This window comes from Mesorhizobium sp. CNPSo 4670 (assembly GCF_057784235.1).
The window spans coordinates 255,698-274,643 of the sequence record NZ_JBWJFQ010000004.1 but is presented as its reverse complement, the minus strand read 5'-3'; the positions used below and the strand labels follow the sequence as shown (position 1 = coordinate 274,643).

Sequence of the window (18,946 nt, the reverse complement as noted above, 5' to 3'; positions counted from 1 at the left end):
GTTGGTTTCGTACCTCAATTGCTCGGCGTCAGGACAGTAAATCCCTGCTCCTTGAACAGCGCACCAGCCTTGCCCGACTGCAGGCATTTCAGGAAAGCCGGCGTATCCTTGTCCTTCGAATCGGCGGTCTGGGCAACCGGATAGATGATCGGCGGATGCGAATCCTCCGGGAAGGTGCCGACCACCTTGACGCCCTTTTCGGCGTGCGCGTCGGTGGCGTAGACGATGCCGAGGGCGGCTTCGCCGGTCGAAACCAGCTTTAGCGCCGCGCGCACATTCTCGGCCTGCGCCACCTTGCCTTCGACCGACGACCAGACACCGAGCGATTCAAGTGCGGCCTTGCCGTATTTGCCGGCCGGCACAGCCTTGAAGTCGCCCATGGCCAGCTTGCCGTCGCCAATCAGCTTGGCAAGGTCAAAACCCTTCTCGATCTTGGTTTCAACCGTCGAGTCCTTCGGAGCCACCAGCACGATCTCGTTGCCGAGCAGCTTCACTTCGGTGTCCGGCTTGGTCAGCTTCTTGTCGGAGAGATATTTCATCCAGTCGAGGTCGGCCGAAATAAAGACGTCGGCAGGTGCGCCGCCCTCGATCTGCTTGGCCAGCGCCGAGCTTGCGGCGTAGGAGACAGTCGCGGCCTCGCCGACATCGGGCTCGCATGCCTTGTTCACCGCGTCGAGCGCGTCCTTGAGGCTGGCCGCGGCAAACACCACCACCTTGTCTTCCGCATGCGCGGCCGGCACTGCCGCCATCAGCGTCGCGGCAAAACCGCCAATGGCGATCGCTTTCAATCCGAAACCTTTGCGCGTCATGGAAAACTCCCCTGGGTTTGACATCCGATCGGCTCGAAGCCTGCCAACCGATATATCCGCATGAATATAACAAGGGAAGGCCCCAGTACTGGAAAGGAAACTCCGATGAAGATCAGCGCTCGCAATATCCTTAAGGGAACGGTCACCGAGATCGTCAAGGGAGCCACCACTTCGCATGTCCGGATCGACATTGGCGGCGCCGTCGTCACCGCTTCGATCACCAACGAGGCCGTCGCCGATCTTAAGCTCGAAAAGGGCAAGCAGGCCTATGCCGTGGTCAAGGCTTCGGACGTGATGGTCGGCATCGACTGATCGGTGCCTGATTTCGAGGGTGAGCCGATCGGCGGGACTTAGACCGCGATCGGCGCCTTGATGGTCGCGTCGGCGACGTAGTTTTCCAGCCGGAAATGCTCGAAGCGGAAGGCGAACAGGTCCTTCACCTCGGGATTGATCCACATTGTCGGCAGCGCCCTTGGCGTGCGCTGCAATTGTTCGCGCGCCTGTTCGAAATGGTTCGCGTAGAGATGCGCGTCACCGAGCGTATGGACGAAATCACCTGGCGTCAGCCCGGTCACCTGCGCCACCATCAAAGTCAGCAGCGCGTAGGAAGCGATGTTGAACGGCACACCGAGGAAGATATCGGCGGAGCGCTGGTAGAGCTGGCAGGAAAGCCGGCCTTCGGAAACATAGAACTGGAACAGGCAGTGGCATGGCGGCAGCGCCATGGCTTCCACTTCGGCCGGATTCCAGGCTGAAACGATCAGCCGCCGCGATTGAGGATTGCGGCGTATCTCCTTCAAAAGATTTGCTATCTGGTCGATGGAACCGCCATGGCCATCCGGCCACGAGCGCCATTGTTTGCCGTAGACCGGGCCGAGATCACCATTCTCGTCGGCCCATTCGTCCCAGATCGAAACGCCATGGTCGGTGAGGTATTTGATGTTGGTGTCACCGGCCAGGAACCACAGCAGTTCATGGATGATAGACTTGAGATGCAGCTTCTTGGTGGTGGTGACGGGAAAGCCGCGCGCCAAGTCGAAACGCATCTGGTAGCCAAACACGGAGCGCGTGCCGGTGCCGGTGCGATCACCGCGATCGGCACCGTTGTCCAGCACATGCTGCAAGAGGTCAAGATATTGGCGCATCGGTTCCGGCTCGATTCGAGATTTTACCAATCATAGCGCATGTGTGGGCTGACGCCACGCTAGGATCATGCGCAAAACCAAAAAGTGCCACAGCATCCTTTGCGCGTCCGAAAGGACGCACGGCGCTGTAGGAAGCGCAGAAAACCGCGTTAGTCGGCCGCCAGAGTAGAATTATCAAAAGGTCTCAGAGGGAGCCGAGCTTACCCAGATCCTTGGCGACCAGATAGTAGAAAGTCACCCGGTTCTTGGTGTTGTCGGCGGCCATCGCCTCGCAGACCTTTTCGATCGACGCATCAGCCTTCTTGTCGTCTGATATGCCAAGCTTTTTTGACACCCAGCCGGCCTTGACGCGGTCGAGTTCCTTCGGGTCGGTGCAGGACACCAGCGAGGAATCGCGGTTCCTGAGCGCAATGCCCAGATGCTTCACGATCTTGTCGACCACGTCGGCGCTTGCCGCGGCGTCGTATTTCTTCACGTCTGCAAGATAGTCGGCCATCAGAATTCCCCTCGTCGGCGCCACGAATCCGATCGATGAGGGCTGTGGCGCGCTGCTGCAACTTATGCGCTAGGTCGGTAACTCCTCACCGTCGCAAAGCTTCGGTTGAGACCGCGCCCAAGTCAACCCTTGGCGATGCGGTTTTGGCATGGGGACAAAGTGCCATTGCGGCCTTTCATTTTCCACCATCGGCCCCTATATTCGTTTTGTCGGCTTGACCGACTATGGCGATAAATGGGCGATGAAATAAGCCGTTCGGACCCGGGGGCGGTACCCGGCGCCTCCACCAAAAGCCGCTGCTGAGACAGGGCGGTTTTTGCTGGGGGCGAAATAGGATCGACGAAGGTGTAAAGATCGTACTTTTGCCCGGCATTGTACCACCGTCATCGGGCTAAACTTATAGTTGCCAACGACAACTATGCGGAAGCACGTCTCGCTGCTTAATGCGGTGCGATAGCTTCAATTCAAGTCCTAGAGGTTCGCACTTCTAGGCGGGGTTCGGAGGTACCTGGCAACAGAAACCTCCACTTCTCCCCTCTTTCAATACGCCTCACGCGGAACGACAGCTTCGGCTGATCAGCCCCTTTGCACCGCCATGGCCGCGAAGGGCGCAGCACCGCGTACCCCTTCTCCATGGACAAAAGATGCAAAACGATTCAGATCGATTCTTCGTGCTGACCGGTGGTCCCGGCTCCGGCAAGACGACTTTGATCGAAGCCTTGCGCCGGGCAGGCTTCGCCACTTCGGTCGAAGCCTGCCGCGCCATCATCCGCGACCAGTCCGCCATAGGCGGGACCGCCGTGCCCTGGCACGATCGCGCGCTGTTTGCCGAGTTGATGCTGTCGTGGGAGATGCGCTCCTATCAGGTCGCGTGCGACCAGACAGGCCCGGTCTTTTTCGATCGCGGCGTGCCGGACACACTTGGTTATTTGCGCCTGACCGACCTGCCCGTTCCCGAGCAATTCATGCATGCCGCCGAACGCTTCCGCTACGCCGGCCGCGTCTTCATTGCTCCGCCATGGCCTGACATCTTCACGCAGGATGCCGAGAGAAAGCAGACGCTCGACGAGGCCGAGCGCACTTATCATGCGCTGGTCGGCGTCTATACGGAACTGGGTTACGAGCTGGTCCCGCTGCCATTGGCGCCGGTCGAGGTCCGGCTTCGATTTGTGCTGACCGAGGCAGGATTGAGATAAAAAAGACCGGGCAAGCCCGGCCTTTTCATCGATTGCAATCGCTTATTCCGCCGGTGCCTCGACGGCTTCGCGCGAGCGGCCGAGCGTGACCTTGGCCAGCGTGAAGGAGATCACCGCGCAAAGCGTGATGCCGGCCACCATCGGCAGCGGCGTGCCGTCGAAGAACACCCCGGCGACGCCCATGGCGAGCGCGCCGATGGCGAAGTGCAGCGTGCCCATCAACGCCGAAGCCGTGCCGGCGATCTCGCCATGCTCTTCCATGGCCAGCACCGAGGTGGTCGGGATGACCAGGCCGAGGAAGCCGTAGCCGACGAACAGCAACGCCGCCATCACGTCGAGCCGGTCGATGCCTGTGGCCATCACTGCGAACAGCACCACCATCGTCGTGGCGTAGCCAGTCACCGCGACTCGCACCACGCGCCGCAGCCCGAACCGCTCGGCCAGCAGACCGGTCAGCTGCGACATGCCGATGAAGGCGACCGCATTGATCGAGAAGAACACGCTGTAGACCGAAGGCGAAAGCCCGTAATGATCGATCAGGATGAACGACGAGCTCGACAGATAGACGAAGAAGCTCGCAATGCCGAAACCGGCGATCGCCACCAGACCGAGGAAGTTGCGATCACCCATCAGAAAGCGGTAGCCGGAAAGCGCGGTTGCAAAGGAGGATCCGGCGCGGTCTTCCACCGGCCGCGTCTCCTTGAGCGAAGTCGCCAACAGGATGGTGGCAAGCACTGCCGCACCCGTCACCGTCCAGAACACGGCGCGCCAGCCGAAATTCTCGATGATCTGGCTGCCGGTCAGCGGCGCCAGGATCGGCGACACCGAAAACACCAGCATCAGCAGCGACATCAATTTGGCAGCCTCATTGCCGGTGTGCAGGTCACGCACGATGGCTCGTGGTATGGCCATGCCGGCGCTGGCGCCAAGGCCCTGCAGGAAGCGGAAAGCGATCAGCCATTCGATGGTCGGCGCCATTGCCGAGCCAATGCCGCCGATCATGAACAGCGCAAGGCCGCCATAGAGCGGCAGCTTGCGGCCGACCATGTCGGAGATCGGCCCAACGACGATTTGGCCAAAACCCATCGACAGGAAGAAGATCAACAGGCTCATCTGCACGGCGGCAGTGCCAGCGTGCAGATCCGCGCCGATCGAAGGCAGCGCGGGCAGATACATGTCGATGGCGAACGGGCCGATGGCGGACAACAAGCCGAGCACGACCGCGATGCGGAGGAATTTGGGACTCATGATAAAGGCTTCTTTCGAATCTGGTTGCCGCCGCAGGCCGGCGGGTAACCCAAGGACGTTCCATCCCCTGAAAATTCCGACTCTCCAAGAGCGAATTCTCTTCGTCTCTCCGGAGCCAAATCTCTTCATATTGTGTCCACAAATTTAGACACTCTTGTCTAATTCGTCAATCACCTCTATATAGATTTCGATGAAGATGCACGTTTCTCCTGACACTTTCCCGCCACGCGGCCATGAGGCCAAGCGCATATCGATCGTCGACGCCGCCGCTGGAGTCTTTTGCCGCGAAGGTTATGCCGGCGCCAACATCGACCTGATCGCGGTCGAGGCCGGCGTCTCACGCCAGACCGTCTATAACCATCATGGCGACAAGGAAAAATTGTTCGTCGCCGTGGTGCGCGATCTGACCGAGCGCTGCAATACCGGCATTTTCGCCACCATTGCTACCTTCCCCGATCAACCCAAGGACCTCGAAGCCGACCTGATCGGCTTTGCCGTGCGCCTGAACCAGAACTGCATCTGCAACCGCGACGGAAAATTCCTGCGCAAGCTGATCCAGACCGAAGGCGAGCGCTATCCCGAACTGTTTGCCGAGTGGCTCGAGCAGGGCCCAGGCCGGACATGGCCGGCAATCGCCGCCCGCTTCGCGCGGCTGGCTTATGGCGGTTACCTCGCGATCGAGGATCCCGATGTAGCGGCACGCCAGTTTCTCGGCCTCGTCAATGCCGAGCTGCAAACGACCTTCATGCTCGGCGGCACGCCGAGCGAGGACGAGGTGCTCCAGTCGGCGACCAATGGCGTGCGCACCTTCCTGCGTGCGTTTGGCAAGCGCCGGTCCGTCGCATCGGTTGAAAAGCAGGCCGCGCTGGCCAGCGCCTGAGCGATCAAATCGTCGGCAATAGTCCTCGTCTCGGTGCGGAGGTGGTCTATATGCGGTTTACGCCGCGCTCAAGCTTGATTACAGCTATGCGGACGATTCAACGGAACCCGACCGCCACATGGCCGACGACCACATCCGCTACGACATTCTCGCCCAGGAGGCGTTGCGCGGCGTCATGCGCAAGGTCCTGGCCGAAGTCGCGCGCACCGGCCTCCCCGGCAACCACCACTTTTTCATCACCTTTCTGACCGGCGCGCCGGGCGTGCGCGTGTCGTCGCGGCTGCGCGAGCGCTATCCCGAGCAGATGACCATCGTCATCCAGTTCCAGTATTGGGACCTTAAGGTGACCGACACCGGCTTCGAGGTCGGCCTGTCCTTCTCCGACGTGCCGGAGAAACTCGAAATCCCCTTCTCGGCCGTACGCGGCTTCTATGATCCTTCGGTCAATTTCGAACTCGAATTCGACGTCAAGACGGACGGTGTGGCTGCCGAGGAACTAGCCGCTGAAGCCTCGCCCGAGCCGCTGACCATCGTCTCTGAGAAAAAGCCGAAGGCCGAGAAGAAGGCCGCCGCCGCCGAGCAGGAGAAGAAGCCCGCTGCTGCCGACGCCGCCACCAAGGGCGCCGAAGTGGTCTCGCTCGACGCCTTCCGCAAGAAATAATCCACGCTTCGCGCCATGGCCGACATCGTCAACCTCCGCCAGGCCCGCAAGCAGAAGGCGCGGGACGAGAAACTGCGCGTCGCCGAACAGAACCGGGCGCTGCACGGTCGTTCCAAGGCCGAAAAGGAACGCGACCGCATGATCGCCGACAAGAGCGACAAATTCGTCGCTGGCCACCGTCGCGAACCCTTTGACGACAAAGACAACCAGAGCATCGGACCGAAAAGTGCGCGGCGGCTTCCGGATGAATCCGATGCTTAGAGCAAAATGAGCACTCCGCCGTGAGCGCCGTCGAAAAGCGCTCGGTGACCATTCGCGGTCACCGCACCAGCTATTCGCTGGAAAAGCCCTTCTATGACGATCTCGTCGCGATCGCATCGATCAGGAAGCTGACGCTCGCCGGTCTTGTCGCCGAAGTCGACGAGACGCGGCCCCGCGACACCAACCTGTCTTCGGCTCTCCGGCTCTTTGTCCTGCAGTGGGCAAAGCGCGGCGCCAGCTAAATCTTTGTCTTTACGCACTTCCGGACGGAAACCGCTAGACACTTCCCGGAAACGGCGAACCGCTCTAACTCGTTGTTTGAAGCACTTTCGGACGGAAAACCGCTAAACCCTTTTCCTGGAATTGCTCCTAGAGGCTCTCGACCGCGTCCGCCTTTTCCTGCGTCTGGTGCCGAAGCCAAGCAGGGTCGAGCGATCGCGTTCCTCGGCCTGTTTCCTCGACCGCACGCGCATCAGATCCTTCCAGCCGACATAACCGACCAGCTGCAGGCCCTCTCGGGTGACGACGGGCAGATGGGACACGTTGGCCAGCAGCAGCTTGTCGGAGAGACCCTCCAGATATTCATCCGGATAGGCCAGCGTGATCTTGCTGCCGGCGAGCAGCTCGCCAAGCGTCGTGGTACGGTGCCTGCCGGCGCGTCTCCAGCGCAGGATCGCGGGCGGATCGATGAGACCGATCACATGCCCGTTCTCGTCGACGACGGGAAAGCTCGGATGCCGCGTTTCCGGCGCCGTCAGGAATGCCGCCGCGCCATGCAGCGTCATCGCAGCAGATACGCTCTCGACCTGAGAGGTCATCACCTCGCGCACCCTGGTCAGGGCGAAGGGATCGACACGGTATTCGCGAACCAGATGATGTCCCCTTCTGGCGATCTTCTCGGTCAGGATCGAACGCTTCATCAAAAGCACGGTGACGGTGTGTGCCGCCGCACAGGCTGCGATCAGCGGCACCAGCATGTGCGTGTCGCCGGTCAGCTCGACGGCAAAGAACGTTGCGGTCAACGGCGCCCGCATCGTGCCGCCCATGGTGGCGGCCATCGCCAGCAGCGCCCAGAAGCCCGGATCGGCCGCGGGCAAAACGCCGGCGAGCACGGCTCCCATCGCACCACCCATGATCAGCAGCGGTGCCAGCACGCCCCCGGACGTTCCCGAACCGAGCGCCACCGACCAGATTATGGCTTTGACCACAAGGAGGATGAGTGCCGCGGTGGCGACCGTGCGGCCATCCAGCATGTCGGTGATGTTGTCATAGCCGACGCCGAGCGCCTGCGGCTCGATCAGTCCGCCTAGGCCGACCACCAGGCCACCCAGCATCGGCCACCACATCCAGTGAATTGGCAGCTTCTGGAAGCCGTCCTCGCAGGCATAGACCATCTGCGTCAGCAGCCACGACAACAGGCCGGCCGCAACACCGATCGAGACCCAGCCGGCAAGGCCGATGAAGGACACCTCCATGCCGCCCTGAAACGGAAAGATCGGCCCGGGCAGATGCAGCATGGTGCGCTCGACCTCGGCAATGATTGCCGCGACCGCCACGGGAATGAAGCTACGCGGGGTCCATTCGAAGAGCAGCAGTTCGACCGCCAGCATGATGGCCGCGATCGGTGTGCCGAAGACCGTGGTCATTCCGGCCGCCGCACCTGCCACCAGCAGCGTCTTGCGCTCATTGTCGCTGACCGGCAGCATTTGGGCGATCAGCGAGCCGATCGCGCCGCCCGTCATGATGATCGGGCCCTCGGCGCCGAACGGGCCGCCCGAGCCGATCGAAATCGCCGACGACAGCGGCTTCAGGACCGCAAGCTTGGCGTCGAGCCTCGAGCGCCCGAGCAGGATCGCCTCGATGGCCTCTGGAATACCGTGGCCGCGGATCTTCTCGCTGCCGAAGCGCGCCATCACCCCAATAATCAGCGCGCCGATCACCGGGACGACCACAGAGGCAAGTCCAAGCGGCGTGTCCTGTAGCTTCAGATCGGCAAGCGTAAACTGGCCAAAATAGGCAATGTTGGTGGCAAGCCGGATCAGTTTCAAAAGCGCGATGCCGGCAGACAGCCCCGCCGTCGCCACCACCACGGCGATGGCGGCGACGAGCAGCACCCTGGCATCGGTGGTGAAATCCCTGAGATGACCGGGATTGGAGTGATTGGGCTGCATGACGGACTTTGCTTTCTGGCGGCGAGCCGTATCTCGCGGCATGGTCGAGGTGGCCAGCCGGCTTTGTCGGCTGGCTATGTATCGTAACACGATATAAATATTCAAGCCGATTTTGCTCGAAATCCGTTTGAGCTTTCCGGGAAAACGAACAAATGTCTGGTATGACGCAGCCGCAGAAACCTCGCCCCGCCATCAAGCAGTCCGACTACCAGCGGCTGTCCGAATTTCGCTACCTGATCCGGCGCTTCCTCGAATTCAGCCAAATCCAGGCGGAAGGCGCCGGCCTGACGCCGCGCCAGCATCAGGCGCTGCTGGCAATCAAGGGATTCCCGGACGGCGGACCGGTGACGGTTGGCGATCTGGCGGAGCGCTTGCGCATTCGCCATCACAGCGCCGTCGAGCTGATCAACCGCCTTTGCGAGGCAGGGCTGGTGGCAAGGGACCAGGACAAGGATGACCATCGCCGCGTGCTGCTACAGCTGACCGAGCGCGCCGACGACTGTCTGGCCGAGCTGTCGGCAGCACATCTCGACGAGCTGTCGCGCATTGAACCCATGCTCAAGCGCCTGCTCGTCAACGAGTGACGCGCCGGCGTCGTGCATTACGGCTGCGAATTATTCCTGGCACCCCGAATCCTTGGGCTTCCCGGGAACGTCTCGACAAGAGTGGGCCGGCAAGGCGAAATACGATCCAAGGAACAATCAAGATGAAACGCCATCTGATACGCTACAAGACCAAGCCGGAGCTGGCCGATGAGAACGAGCGGCTGATCAAGGCCGTGTTCCAGGAACTGAGCAACAAATCTCCGGACGGCGTTCGCTATATGACTTTGCGGGCCGTCGACGGGACCTTTGTCCATCTGGTCGAAACGGAAACTGATGCCCATGCCGAACTCATCACCGGGCTTGCGGCATTCGAGGCCTTTCAGAACGGCATCCGCGACCGTTGCATTGAGCGCCCACAACGTGAGGAAATGATCGTGGTGGGCAGCTATCGGATGCTGGGCGAGTAGTCGGGATAGAGGCGCATGAACATCCCTGGCGATATCCGCGAGCCGTTCGATCGGCTGTTCGGAGAATTGCGCCCCAAGCTGCACCGCTACTGCGCCCGCATGACGGGCTCGGCCATCGACGGTGAAGACGTGCTGCAGGAAGCCCTGGCCAAGGCGTTCGAAGCTCTGCCCAACACCGGCCCGATAGCGAATCCGGAGGGTTGGCTGTTCCGCATCGCCCACAATGCGGCGCTTGATTTCCTGCGCCGTCGCGCCCGTGAAAAGGCCTTTTCCGATGAGGATCCGGACATGATCGTCGACCCGGCCAACCCCACCGTCGACCGTCAGGCCGCGGCCGCCGGCCTGCACACCTTCATGCGCCTTCCCGTCGCGCAGCGAAGCAGCGTCATTATGATGGACGTTCTGGGCTATTCGCTGCAGGAGATCAGCGCCATGCTCGACACCAGCATTCCGGCCATCAAGGCGGCGCTGCATCGTGGCCGCGGCCGCCTGCGACAACTCGCCGATGAACCCGAGGATCGCCCTTCCCCCAGGCTGAGTGCGTCCGAACGCCTGCTCCTCGACGCCTACATCGATCGCTTCAACGCCCGCGATTTCGACGCGGTGCGCGACATGCTGGCGGATGAGGTGCGGCTGGAACTGGTGGCCAGGGCGCGGCTGAACGGGCGCAAGGAAGTCGGCACCTACTTCCACAATTATTCGAGCGTCCAGGACTGGCGGTTCGCGCCGGGCTTTGTCGAAGGGAGGCCGGCAGTCCTCGTCTGCGATCCCAACGATCCGGCGGCGCGGCCCTCCTACTTCGTGCTGCTGGGATGGCAGGAGGGCAGGCTTGCCGCCATTCGCGATTTTCGTCACGCTCGCTACGTCGCGGACAGCGCCGAGATGTCCGTCCTCTGACGCAATTGTTCGGCGCGCCGGCGGCGGTTTGCGCTACTGCAACGACTTCAGCAGATTGTCGATGGTGAACGGATTGGACTTGGGCTTGGCCGGCGGCGGATTGTCGTTGGCCTCCGGTAGCGGCGCACGCTCTACCTTCGGCGCCTGCTGCGCGGCCTTGCGTTCGGCCTCGAGCCTTGCCTTTTCCTGCGAGGCGATGCGTCTCGCTTCTTCGTCTGCTTGCGCCTTGGCTGCCTCGTCGGCGGCCTGCTGCTCGGCCGCGGCCTTGGCGTCGGCCTGGGCTTTCGCTTCGGCATCGGCTTTCGCCTTTGCATCCGCTTCAGCCTGGGCCTGCGCATCTGCTTGGGCCTTTGCCCTGGCGTCGGCCTCGGCTTTCAGCCGCGCTGCTTCCTCCTGCTGGCGCAGTTCCTCGGCCGCCCTGTCGCGCTCGTCCTGCAACGCCGCGTAGTAGCGCACCTCGCGCCGCAGCCGCTGCTTTTCGAGCAGGGCCGCCTGCATCGCCTCGACGCGCTGCTGTTCCCTTTCAAGCGCGCGCTGGGTCAGGAACTGTGCCAGCGGCTCGCTGTCGAACTGCCGTTTCACGGCGCCGAACGGCCCCTCGGCGGTGAAGTTCATCACCGGATCGGAGCCGACCAGCGCGTCGTCGCCGGGCCGATAGGTGATCGCTCCCTTGGCGGAAACCATGGCTGCGTTGAGGTCCGCAATGATGTCGGCGGACAAGGTCGCCGCCGGATTCTCCAAGCTGATCGGCGGTGCCCGCACCGTGCCGCCGGCAACCGTGAAGGCGACAGATGTATCCTTTGCGGCAAAACTGCCATCGGCGGCGATTTGCGGCGCGAAGGCGGCGGTCTTGGCCGCATCGATGTCGCGCCCTATCGCATCCGCCTTGGCGAGAAACGCGTTGAACGCATCGGGATTGACGCCGGCGACCTGCAAGCCCTTCAGCGCCGCCGTGCCGGAGCCGGACAGAGCCGCCACCATCGCATCGACCGACTTGCCGCTGGTCGACAGTGCCGTCGAGAAATCACCATTGCCGCTTATGCCGGCATTCGGCAGCACGGTCGCCAGATCGGCGCCCGCCAGTTTCATCTGGCCGGTGAAAAGTCCGGTGCCGTCATTGTTCTTCAATTCGAACAGGCCCGTCAGCGCACCATTGAGGAATTTCGCCTTGAGATCCGAAACCCGGATGCCTTCCTGGTCGAGCTTGAGCGAAAAGCCGGCGTCATAGGCGGTGGCGAACGGCCCGGCGGCAAGTGCCGCCGTCGTCAGGTCGAGATCGGCGGTGAATGGCAGGCTGGATTTCTGGCTGAACGGAGCAGCCGGCCAGCCACCATTCTTGTCGCCCCCACCCTTATTGGCAAGAAAAGCAGAATCGCCGAACAGCGCCACAGCCATCGGATCGAGGTCAAGTTCGTCGAGCACCAGTGCGCCGGCCAGATGCGGCACGCCGTCCTTGACGTCGACATTGACGTCACCGGACACCGCCGCCTCGTTGAGGGCGCCGTTGAGATTGTCCAGCACCAGCAGGCCGTTGCCATAGTCGCCCTGCGCCGTGAGCGACGCCGACATGCCCGCGCCCATGCCCGGCAGGCCGATGCCGGTCGTCATCAGCCACGGCTCGATGTCGGCGGCATCGAGGCTAAGCTTGCCTTTGGCGGTAGCCCCTTGCGGCGTGTCTGCAACGGTTCCCTCGAAATGGGCCTTGAAGTCGTTGCCTGCGAGGCTGAAAGTCGTCGCTAGGCCGCCGCCAAGCGTGCCCTTGGCCTGAACGTCCGTGCTCGCCTCGCCCAGCATGCCGAGCGGCAGCGCCGGCAGGCCGTAGAGCGCCAGCAGCGCCGTGGCGTCGGGGTTCCTGGCGTTGAAGGTCAGCGTCACCGGCGCTTCGAGCAGCTTGTCCGCTGCTCCCTTCCCCGACAGCGACGCCGAAAAGGCCGAGCCGCCGGCCTTGCCTTGGCCGCTCACCGCCAGCCCCGTGGTGCCATCGCCATTGTCGGCGGCACTTGCCACAAGGTCGACGCGCGCATCCTGGAACAACTCGGGATAGGCCGCTGCACGGCTCGCCAGCCCCTTAAGCACGGCATTGTCGGGATAGTGCTGGGCGGCGACGTCGACCAGCGGCTTGAGATCGACGGCAACCACCGAAGCGTCGAGCTTGCCGGTCGGACTTGCCGGAAAATCCTTGATCCGGCCGGTGGCGCTGATCGAGGCGCCGGCCAGCCCGCCCAACGACAACCGGTCGATTTCAAGCAACCCGTCGCGCAGCCTCAGCGCCGTATCGACCGTGTCGGCGGTCAGGCCGCCGGCGCTGACCGGCCCGGCCTTGATCTGGAAATCGAGGTCGCGGTCGGCAAAGCGATTGGCGCCCTTGTCGCTGACGAAGATCGAGGCGAAGGCCGCCAGCCCGTCGACATCGAGCTCACCGCCTTCGAGCCGCATCAGCACCGACGGTTTGGCATCGTCAGGCTGGCTGGAATCGATAGTGCCGGAAAACTTCGCCTTGCCCAGGATCAGTTCGAGATCGCTGAAGGCCTGGCGCTTTTCCGTGAGATCGACCGTGGCCTTGAAACCGGCGGCGGGCAGACGGCGGATCGCCTCGTCGACATCCTTCGACAGCCAGGCGGCAAAGCCTGAAGGTTGCGCCACGGCCAGCAGCAGCGACCCGGTGAATCCGAAATGATCCTCGACGCTGAGCATGCCGTTGGCCTCCAGCGTGGTGCGGCCTGGCAGTGTCGCGGCGAGCGATTCCACCAGCCAGCCGCCATCGGTCGGCTCGGCGGAAAGATGGACGTCGCGCACCGTGGTATCGCCGGCGACCACCGCCGGCAGCTTGACCTCGACGGTGCCGGGTATGGTCGGCTTCGGCATCTCGTGCAACGCCTGTTCGAGCGCGGCGATGCGCTGGTCGAGCGTCGCGCCGGCGCCGGCCTCGGCGCCCACCGCCTCGTCGAACTGCACCTGCGCGCCACTGGCCTCGATGGCGAAGCTCGGCTTCAGGCCGAGATCGACCGAAGCCTTGCCGTCGGCGGTGTAGGGATTGTCCAGCGGTCCGGTCTCGAAGCGGAATTCGTCGACACCGAGCTTCTGGTGATCGAGCGAAAACTTACCATTCAGCCGAAAGCCTGGATCGGGCTTGCCGGCACTGACCTTCACCGTCTCGCCGTCGTTGCCACGCAACGCGGCGCTGTTCTTGTCGGCACCGGAGATCTTGAACTGGCCGGAGTAGACGGCGGCACCCTTGACGATGCCGGCATTGCCGTCGGTTTCGATGACCAGCGGATAGGCATCGGGATCAGCCTTCAGCCGAAGCCGCATCTGTCCGGTGCCTTCGGCCTTTCCAGTGGACGCCACGACCGTGGCGCGAAGACCGTCGAGCCGCAGTGTACCGTCCATGCGCCATGGCCCGGCCAGCGACTTGGCCGAGATCGTCGAATTGATCTCGGAGATGAGATGGCTGCGCCCACCAGCGGCATGGCTGAGTTTGATCTGCCCTTCCGTCACCGTCAGCTTTTCGATCGAGATCTGGTTGAGGTCGAAGGGCGAGGATGGCCGCATCGCCCAGTCGACGGTACCGTTGCTGGCAATATCGATGGTCGCTTTCGGCCGCACCAGCCGCATGTCGAAGATCAGCACCTCGCCACGCAGGAAGGGCGCCAGCTCCGCATCCATCGAAAACGTCTCGACGGTCATGGCAGGTTGGCCATTCGGGCCACCGGCGACGGTGACGTTGGAAAAGGTCACCGAGGGAAACGGCAACAGCCGCGCCGTGGCATCGCCCTGCACGGTCACCTTGCGGCCGAGAATGGCGCTGGCCTCCCGCTCGAATTCGGCGCGGTAGCCGGTCCAGTCGATAAAATACGGCACCACCAGCGCCGCACACAGCACCAGCACGAACAGGCCACCGAAGATCACGAACAGGCGAGCGAGCATCAGCTCCGAACGGGTTGATTGAAATTCTGCCGCACTCTACCCGCATCCACGTGTCGATAAAGAGGCAATTCATCCAGTGTTGCGTGATGTCTCATCCGCAGTTGCGTGATCTCGGGTGATCTGAAACAAATCCTGGAAAAAGCGGAGATTTTTCGGATGTCAGGGAAGAACTGGGACCGCGTGCCGATCGATGCCCAAAGCGTCGACGCTCCATTGTCGTTGTCGGCCGTCTTTCTTGTCGTCACCGTCGCAAGCGAGCAGAGCGCTCTCGTCAAGGTCGCGGCCGTGCTCGGCGGGCTTGACGATCTCGTCAAGACAGTCGGATTTCGCGACCTTTCCGGCCGGCTGTCGTGCATTGCCGGCATCGGCCGCGAGTTCTGGGATCGTCTCTCTCCGGACCGGCGGCCGCTGGAGCTGAGATCGTTTGCGCCGATCAAGGGTGCGGTTCATTCGGCGCCGTCGACAGCGGGCGACCTTCTCTTCCACATCCGGTCCGAGCGCCCCGATATGTGCTTCGAGTTCGAGCGCATTCTGCTCGACAGCCTTGGCGACAGCGTGACTGTCGTCGACGAGGTCTCGGGCTTCCGCTATTTCGATGCGCGTGACCTGCTCGGCTTTGTCGACGGCACGGCCAACCCCACCGGTCTCGATCTGCCTGCCTCGGCGCTCGTCGGCGATGAGGATGCCGATTTCGCCGGCGGCAGCTATGTCGTCGTTCAGAAATATCTGCATGATCTCGATGCGTGGGCGCGAACGCCAACGCCACTCCAGGAAGAGATCATCGGCCGCACCAAGATCGACAACATCGAAATCGATGACGACGACGCGCCGCGCAAATCGCACAAGTCGCTTGCCACCATCGAGGATGCCGATGGCAACGAATACGACATCCTGCGCGACAACATGCCTTTCGGCCAGCCGGGGCGACGGGAATTCGGAACCTATTTTATCGGCTATAGCAGGTATCTCTGGGTGATCGAGAAGATGCTGCAGCGAATGTACATCGGTGACCCGCCGGGCGCTTACGACCGGTTGCTCGATTTCTCCACGCCGCACACCGGGACGACGTTCTTCGCGCCAACCCGCCCTATGCTGCAAACGCTTGTTCAGGGCGCGCAGGAGAAGCCTGCATCAACTGCGCCGCAGAAGCCTGTCGAGTAAGCGAACCGGTTTGACCTGGCGCATGGGCGCCTGTGTCCGGCAGCCGACATCTAATAGCCGACGCCCGGCAATATCTTGCCGGGGTTCATGATATCAAGCGGATCGAGCGCCTGCTTGATGGTGCGCATGATGTCGACGCCATGGCCGAGTTCGTGACGCAGGAAGCCGATCTTGCCCTGGCCGATACCGTGCTCGCCGGTGCAGGTGCCATCCATGGCGATCGCCCGCATGTTGAGCCGCGCGACAAATTTTTCCGACAGCGCGATCTCCTTGGGGTCGTCGACGTCCATCAGCACCAGTACGTGAAAATTGCCGTCGCCGGCATGGCCGACGATCGGCGCGATCAGCCCCATCTCGGCGATGTCGGCTTCGGTCTCGGTGACGCATTCGGCAAAGCGCGAGATCGGCACGCAGACATCGGTCGACAGCCCTTTGGCGCCCGGCCGCAGCGTCAGCGACGACCAGTAGGCGTCGTGCCTCGCCTTCCACAATTTCGTCCGCTCCTCGGCGACACTGGTCCACAGGAACGGGCCGCCGCCATTCTCCTCGGCAATCATGCCGAAGGTCTCGGCCTGCTCGGCAACGCCGGCGTCGCTGCCATGGAATTCGACGAACAGGCACGGGCTCTCGGGATAATCGAGTTTCGAATAATTCTTCATCGCCCGCATCTGCAGTGCGTTTACGAGTTCGATGCGCGCCACCGGAATGCCCATCTGGATCGTCGCGATGACCGCGTTGCAGGCCGCCTCGACACTCGGGAAGGGACAAACGCCGCCGGAGATGGCTTGCGGAATGCCTTGCAGCTTCAGTGTCAGCGACGTGATGATGCCAAGCGTGCCTTCCGAGCCGACCAGCAATCGCGTCAAATCGTAGCCGGCCGAGCTCTTTTTCGCGCGCTTGCCGGTCGTCACCGTCTCGCCGTCGGCCATGACCGCGGTCAGCGACAGCACGTTCTCGCGCATCGTGCCATAGCGCACCGCATTGGTGCCGGATGCCCGCGTCGCCGCCATGCCGCCGAGCGAGGCATTGGCGCCCGGATCGATCGGAAAGAACAGGCCGGTGTCGCGCAAATGCCGGTTCAAATCCTCGCGTGTGACGCCGGGTTCGACCGTGCAGTCGAGATCCTGCGGATTGACCGCCAGGATACGGTTCATCCGTGACGTATCGACCGAGATGCCGCCGCCCGGCGCATTGGTGTGGCCTTCCAGCGATGAGCCGACGCCGAAGGCGATCACCGGCACCCGATACGCGGCGCAGGCGCGCACGATCTCCTGCACCTCGGCCGTCGTCTCCGGGAAGGCAACGCCATCCGGCGCCTGCGTCGGAATATAGGTGGTGGTGTGGGCGTGCTGGGAGCGGATGGCCTGGCCGGTCTGGAAGCGCTCGCCGAGCCTCTGCTTGAGGATGCCGAGCACGGCCGCAATGCCTTCCTCGTTGCGTTCGACCGGATTGAGGTCGCTCAGAGCCATGAATTCCTCCGCGAATGGACCAGCGCGCAACCTTGTTGTGCATCTATGGATGATGCGCTCGGCAATTCCAGGAAAGGCGTGGAACGGCTTTCCATCGGAATTGCGTCAAACAAGGAGATAGAGCAGTTCGGCGTTTCCGTGAAACGATGACCGATCTAGTCTCACCGGCAACAGTCTGTCCAGCGCCAGAACAAGGAAGTTTCGATGCCCATCCCCGCCCCCTTCGTCTCCCAATCCATGGACATCGAGAAGGACTGGATCGACTACAACGGCCATCTCAACATGGCCTATTACAACGTGCTGTTCGACCGCTGCTCGGACGACGCCTTCGAGGCAATGGGCATGGGGCCGAACTACGCCAGAGACCGCCGCCTCACCATCTACACGGCGGAAGTCCATGTCTGCTACGTGCAGGAGTTGCATCTCGAGCACAAGGTCACCGTCACCTTCCAGCTGATCGACCATGACGACAAGCGACTGCGGGTCTACCAGGAAATCCGCCATGTCGACGGCTGGCTCGCCGCCACCTCGGAATCGCTTTCGCTGCATGTCGACATGGCCGGGCCGAAGGTGGCGCCGTTCCCCGCCGATGTGCTTGCCAAGGTCGAAGCCATGCGCGCCGCCCATTCGGCACTGCCTATGCCGGAGCGCGCCGGCCGTTCGATCGGGATTCGCCGCAAGACCGCTTGAAGCGACACGACGGCCACGTTAACCTTACCGAGGTTTTAACGGGAACAAGCCAATTGAGCCATTGAACGACTCAGCGGAGCGGTCGAGAACGATGCTCATGGGTTGCGATACGGCGGCGGGCGAAGCCGGTTCGAGGGACGTGCATGAAAACCGACATCAAGGTCGAAGTGGACAGGCTCGTGGCCGATCCGCGCATCACCGACTATGATTTCTGGCGCTCGCTCAAGAACGTCAACAACGAGATCTTCCACATCGCCAACAACAACGAGCCGATCCCGTTCGACATGATCCGCTGGCGCGCCATCCTGAAGCAGGCGCGCATGAGGCGCGGCCACGCTTAAAGCCTTCGGACCGACATCCTCGCCCTCAAGACTGGCCTCGCCCTCAAGATTGGCGCTTCACCGCTCCCAGCGGCGAGCGTGCCACCACCGGTGACGACTGGATGATCGCCGTGTTGGTCATCGCGTAGGGGATGATGCGGTCGATCACCCGTTCGAGCTCGGCCACCGAGCCGACATGCGCCAGCGCGATGAAACAATCCTCGCCGGTCACCCGGTCGCATTGCGCAATCTCCGGCAGGTCGCGGATGATCTCGGCCACCACAGCCAGTTGCCCCGGCACCGGACGGATGCGCAGCCATGCCGATAGCGGCAGGCCAAGTGCGGCAGGGTTGATTCTGACCGAATAGGCCTCGATCACGCCGCTCTCCTGCAGCCGCTTGATGCGCTCGGCGACACTCGGCGCCGACAGGCCGACCGAGCGTGCAAGCTCCGCCGTGCTGATGCGCGCGTCCTTTTCCAGCAGGCGCAGGATCTTCATATCCGCCGCATCGAGGTCGGTGCTTTCAGTTCGAAGGCGTTTCATCGAAAACTCCTTGCATCCGGGCGAAACCTAGCCAGCAGAGCCAATCATCCCCCATATAA

20 protein-coding genes and 1 other RNA gene are annotated in these 18,946 nt (G+C 62.5%); 13 read left to right on the top strand and 8 right to left on the bottom strand.

Annotation, left to right across the window (positions count from 1 at the left end):
- Positions 1 to 14: 14 nt before the first annotated feature.
- Positions 15 to 809 carry a molybdate ABC transporter substrate-binding protein gene (gene modA, locus AC0ZT5_RS09950; protein WP_488496310.1) on the bottom strand — a complete coding sequence of 265 codons (795 nt, stop codon included), beginning with the start codon at positions 807 to 809 and terminating at the stop codon, positions 15 to 17.
- A 105-nt stretch (positions 810 to 914) separates the two neighbouring features.
- Here modA and AC0ZT5_RS09945 point away from each other — a divergent pair, with 105 nt between their 5' ends.
- Positions 915 to 1,121 carry a TOBE domain-containing protein gene (locus tag AC0ZT5_RS09945; RefSeq protein WP_477286973.1) on the top strand — a complete coding sequence of 69 codons (207 nt, stop codon included), beginning with the start codon at positions 915 to 917 and terminating at the stop codon, positions 1,119 to 1,121.
- Between the two features lie 38 nt (positions 1,122 to 1,159).
- On the opposite strand, the gene AC0ZT5_RS09940 is transcribed toward AC0ZT5_RS09945, so the two are convergent.
- On the bottom strand, positions 1,160 to 1,954 hold the full coding sequence (locus AC0ZT5_RS09940; RefSeq protein WP_488496309.1) for a thymidylate synthase: 795 nt from the start codon (positions 1,952 to 1,954) through the stop codon (positions 1,160 to 1,162).
- A 184-nt stretch (positions 1,955 to 2,138) separates the two neighbouring features.
- Positions 2,139 to 2,450: a DUF2853 family protein gene (locus AC0ZT5_RS09935; RefSeq protein WP_488496308.1), complete on the bottom strand. Its 312-nt coding sequence runs from the start codon at positions 2,448 to 2,450 to the stop codon at positions 2,139 to 2,141.
- Between the two features lie 169 nt (positions 2,451 to 2,619).
- Between AC0ZT5_RS09935 and ssrA the strand changes: the two genes are divergently transcribed.
- Both ssrA and AC0ZT5_RS09925 read left to right on the top strand, forming a co-directional pair.
- Positions 2,620 to 2,979: a transfer-messenger RNA gene (gene ssrA, locus AC0ZT5_RS09930) on the top strand.
- A 115-nt stretch (positions 2,980 to 3,094) separates the two neighbouring features.
- Positions 3,095 to 3,646 (top strand): AAA family ATPase, encoded by a 552-nt coding sequence (locus tag AC0ZT5_RS09925; RefSeq protein WP_488496307.1) that lies wholly within the window; start codon positions 3,095 to 3,097, stop codon positions 3,644 to 3,646.
- Between the two features lie 42 nt (positions 3,647 to 3,688).
- Here the strand turns inward: AC0ZT5_RS09925 and AC0ZT5_RS09920 are convergent, their stop codons facing one another.
- A complete protein-coding gene (locus AC0ZT5_RS09920) occupies positions 3,689 to 4,894 on the bottom strand; it encodes a multidrug effflux MFS transporter (RefSeq protein WP_488496306.1) in 1,206 nt (401 codons plus the stop codon).
- A gap of 190 nt (positions 4,895 to 5,084) precedes the next feature.
- On the opposite strand from AC0ZT5_RS09920, the gene AC0ZT5_RS09915 reads away from it, so the two are divergent.
- The 4 genes from AC0ZT5_RS09915 (at position 5,085) to AC0ZT5_RS09900 (ending at position 6,938) form a co-directional block, all read left to right on the top strand.
- Entirely contained in the window at positions 5,085 to 5,774 is a 690-nt protein-coding gene (locus AC0ZT5_RS09915) for a TetR/AcrR family transcriptional regulator (protein WP_488496305.1), read from the top strand.
- A 118-nt stretch (positions 5,775 to 5,892) separates the two neighbouring features.
- Complete coding sequence (locus AC0ZT5_RS09910; protein ID WP_488496304.1) at positions 5,893 to 6,435, top strand: SspB family protein; 543 nt, start codon at positions 5,893 to 5,895, stop codon at positions 6,433 to 6,435.
- A 15-nt stretch (positions 6,436 to 6,450) separates the two neighbouring features.
- The gene (locus AC0ZT5_RS09905) at positions 6,451 to 6,696 is read left to right on the top strand and encodes a DUF4169 family protein (protein ID WP_488496303.1); all 246 of its coding nucleotides are present in this window, start codon (positions 6,451 to 6,453) and stop codon (positions 6,694 to 6,696) included.
- Between the two features lie 20 nt (positions 6,697 to 6,716).
- Entirely contained in the window at positions 6,717 to 6,938 is a 222-nt protein-coding gene (locus tag AC0ZT5_RS09900) for a ribbon-helix-helix domain-containing protein (RefSeq protein WP_488496302.1), read from the top strand.
- A 102-nt stretch (positions 6,939 to 7,040) separates the two neighbouring features.
- On the opposite strand, the gene AC0ZT5_RS09895 is transcribed toward AC0ZT5_RS09900, so the two are convergent.
- Positions 7,041 to 8,867 carry a chloride channel protein gene (locus AC0ZT5_RS09895; protein ID WP_488496301.1) on the bottom strand — a complete coding sequence of 609 codons (1,827 nt, stop codon included), beginning with the start codon at positions 8,865 to 8,867 and terminating at the stop codon, positions 7,041 to 7,043.
- Positions 8,868 to 9,019: 152 nt separating this feature from the next.
- On the opposite strand from AC0ZT5_RS09895, the gene AC0ZT5_RS09890 reads away from it, so the two are divergent.
- The 3 genes from AC0ZT5_RS09890 (at position 9,020) to AC0ZT5_RS09880 (ending at position 10,776) form a co-directional block, all read left to right on the top strand.
- Complete coding sequence (locus AC0ZT5_RS09890; RefSeq protein ID WP_488496300.1) at positions 9,020 to 9,451, top strand: MarR family winged helix-turn-helix transcriptional regulator; 432 nt, start codon at positions 9,020 to 9,022, stop codon at positions 9,449 to 9,451.
- Positions 9,452 to 9,573: 122 nt separating this feature from the next.
- A complete protein-coding gene (locus AC0ZT5_RS09885; RefSeq protein WP_488496299.1) occupies positions 9,574 to 9,879 on the top strand; it encodes a hypothetical protein in 306 nt (101 codons plus the stop codon).
- A gap of 15 nt (positions 9,880 to 9,894) precedes the next feature.
- The gene (locus tag AC0ZT5_RS09880) at positions 9,895 to 10,776 is read left to right on the top strand and encodes a sigma-70 family RNA polymerase sigma factor (RefSeq protein ID WP_488496298.1); all 882 of its coding nucleotides are present in this window, start codon (positions 9,895 to 9,897) and stop codon (positions 10,774 to 10,776) included.
- A 33-nt stretch (positions 10,777 to 10,809) separates the two neighbouring features.
- Here AC0ZT5_RS09880 and AC0ZT5_RS09875 read toward each other — a convergent pair whose 3' ends face one another.
- Positions 10,810 to 14,703: an AsmA family protein gene (locus AC0ZT5_RS09875; protein ID WP_488496297.1), complete on the bottom strand. Its 3,894-nt coding sequence runs from the start codon at positions 14,701 to 14,703 to the stop codon at positions 10,810 to 10,812.
- Between the two features lie 156 nt (positions 14,704 to 14,859).
- Here AC0ZT5_RS09875 and AC0ZT5_RS09870 point away from each other — a divergent pair, with 156 nt between their 5' ends.
- The gene (locus tag AC0ZT5_RS09870; protein ID WP_488496296.1) at positions 14,860 to 15,864 is read left to right on the top strand and encodes a Dyp-type peroxidase; all 1,005 of its coding nucleotides are present in this window, start codon (positions 14,860 to 14,862) and stop codon (positions 15,862 to 15,864) included.
- Between the two features lie 50 nt (positions 15,865 to 15,914).
- Here AC0ZT5_RS09870 and AC0ZT5_RS09865 read toward each other — a convergent pair whose 3' ends face one another.
- On the bottom strand, positions 15,915 to 17,333 hold the full coding sequence (locus AC0ZT5_RS09865) for an FAD-binding oxidoreductase (protein WP_488496295.1): 1,419 nt from the start codon (positions 17,331 to 17,333) through the stop codon (positions 15,915 to 15,917).
- 204 nt (positions 17,334 to 17,537) lie between these two features.
- Here AC0ZT5_RS09865 and AC0ZT5_RS09860 point away from each other — a divergent pair, with 204 nt between their 5' ends.
- A complete protein-coding gene (locus AC0ZT5_RS09860) occupies positions 17,538 to 18,023 on the top strand; it encodes a thioesterase family protein (protein ID WP_488496294.1) in 486 nt (161 codons plus the stop codon).
- A 143-nt stretch (positions 18,024 to 18,166) separates the two neighbouring features.
- Positions 18,167 to 18,364 (top strand): hypothetical protein, encoded by a 198-nt coding sequence (locus tag AC0ZT5_RS09855; protein ID WP_184873377.1) that lies wholly within the window; start codon positions 18,167 to 18,169, stop codon positions 18,362 to 18,364.
- A 43-nt stretch (positions 18,365 to 18,407) separates the two neighbouring features.
- Here AC0ZT5_RS09855 and AC0ZT5_RS09850 read toward each other — a convergent pair whose 3' ends face one another.
- Positions 18,408 to 18,887: an Lrp/AsnC family transcriptional regulator gene (locus AC0ZT5_RS09850; protein WP_488496293.1), complete on the bottom strand. Its 480-nt coding sequence runs from the start codon at positions 18,885 to 18,887 to the stop codon at positions 18,408 to 18,410.
- Positions 18,888 to 18,946: the final 59 nt, after the last annotated feature.

Excerpts from the sequence above, each read along its gene's own strand:
- modA (WP_488496310.1), bottom strand. The coding sequence starts at position 809 with ATGACGCGCAAAGGTTTCGGATTGAAAGCGATCGCCATTGGCGGTTTT.
- AC0ZT5_RS09945 (WP_477286973.1), top strand. The coding sequence starts at position 915 with ATGAAGATCAGCGCTCGCAATATCCTTAAGGGAACGGTCACCGAGATC.
- AC0ZT5_RS09940 (WP_488496309.1), bottom strand. The coding sequence starts at position 1,954 with ATGCGCCAATATCTTGACCTCTTGCAGCATGTGCTGGACAACGGTGCC.
- AC0ZT5_RS09935 (WP_488496308.1), bottom strand. The coding sequence starts at position 2,450 with ATGGCCGACTATCTTGCAGACGTGAAGAAATACGACGCCGCGGCAAGC.
- AC0ZT5_RS09925 (WP_488496307.1), top strand. The coding sequence starts at position 3,095 with ATGCAAAACGATTCAGATCGATTCTTCGTGCTGACCGGTGGTCCCGGC.
- AC0ZT5_RS09920 (WP_488496306.1), bottom strand. The coding sequence starts at position 4,894 with ATGAGTCCCAAATTCCTCCGCATCGCGGTCGTGCTCGGCTTGTTGTCC.
- AC0ZT5_RS09915 (WP_488496305.1), top strand. The coding sequence starts at position 5,085 with ATGAAGATGCACGTTTCTCCTGACACTTTCCCGCCACGCGGCCATGAG.
- AC0ZT5_RS09910 (WP_488496304.1), top strand. The coding sequence starts at position 5,893 with ATGGCCGACGACCACATCCGCTACGACATTCTCGCCCAGGAGGCGTTG.
- AC0ZT5_RS09905 (WP_488496303.1), top strand. The coding sequence starts at position 6,451 with ATGGCCGACATCGTCAACCTCCGCCAGGCCCGCAAGCAGAAGGCGCGG.
- AC0ZT5_RS09895 (WP_488496301.1), bottom strand. The coding sequence starts at position 8,867 with ATGCAGCCCAATCACTCCAATCCCGGTCATCTCAGGGATTTCACCACC.
- AC0ZT5_RS09890 (WP_488496300.1), top strand. The coding sequence starts at position 9,020 with ATGTCTGGTATGACGCAGCCGCAGAAACCTCGCCCCGCCATCAAGCAG.
- AC0ZT5_RS09885 (WP_488496299.1), top strand. The coding sequence starts at position 9,574 with ATGAAACGCCATCTGATACGCTACAAGACCAAGCCGGAGCTGGCCGAT.
- AC0ZT5_RS09880 (WP_488496298.1), top strand. The coding sequence starts at position 9,895 with ATGAACATCCCTGGCGATATCCGCGAGCCGTTCGATCGGCTGTTCGGA.
- AC0ZT5_RS09875 (WP_488496297.1), bottom strand. The coding sequence starts at position 14,703 with ATGCTCGCTCGCCTGTTCGTGATCTTCGGTGGCCTGTTCGTGCTGGTG.
- AC0ZT5_RS09870 (WP_488496296.1), top strand. The coding sequence starts at position 14,860 with ATGTCAGGGAAGAACTGGGACCGCGTGCCGATCGATGCCCAAAGCGTC.
- AC0ZT5_RS09865 (WP_488496295.1), bottom strand. The coding sequence starts at position 17,333 with ATGGCTCTGAGCGACCTCAATCCGGTCGAACGCAACGAGGAAGGCATT.
- AC0ZT5_RS09860 (WP_488496294.1), top strand. The coding sequence starts at position 17,538 with ATGCCCATCCCCGCCCCCTTCGTCTCCCAATCCATGGACATCGAGAAG.
- AC0ZT5_RS09855 (WP_184873377.1), top strand. The coding sequence starts at position 18,167 with ATGAAAACCGACATCAAGGTCGAAGTGGACAGGCTCGTGGCCGATCCG.
- AC0ZT5_RS09850 (WP_488496293.1), bottom strand. The coding sequence starts at position 18,887 with ATGAAACGCCTTCGAACTGAAAGCACCGACCTCGATGCGGCGGATATG.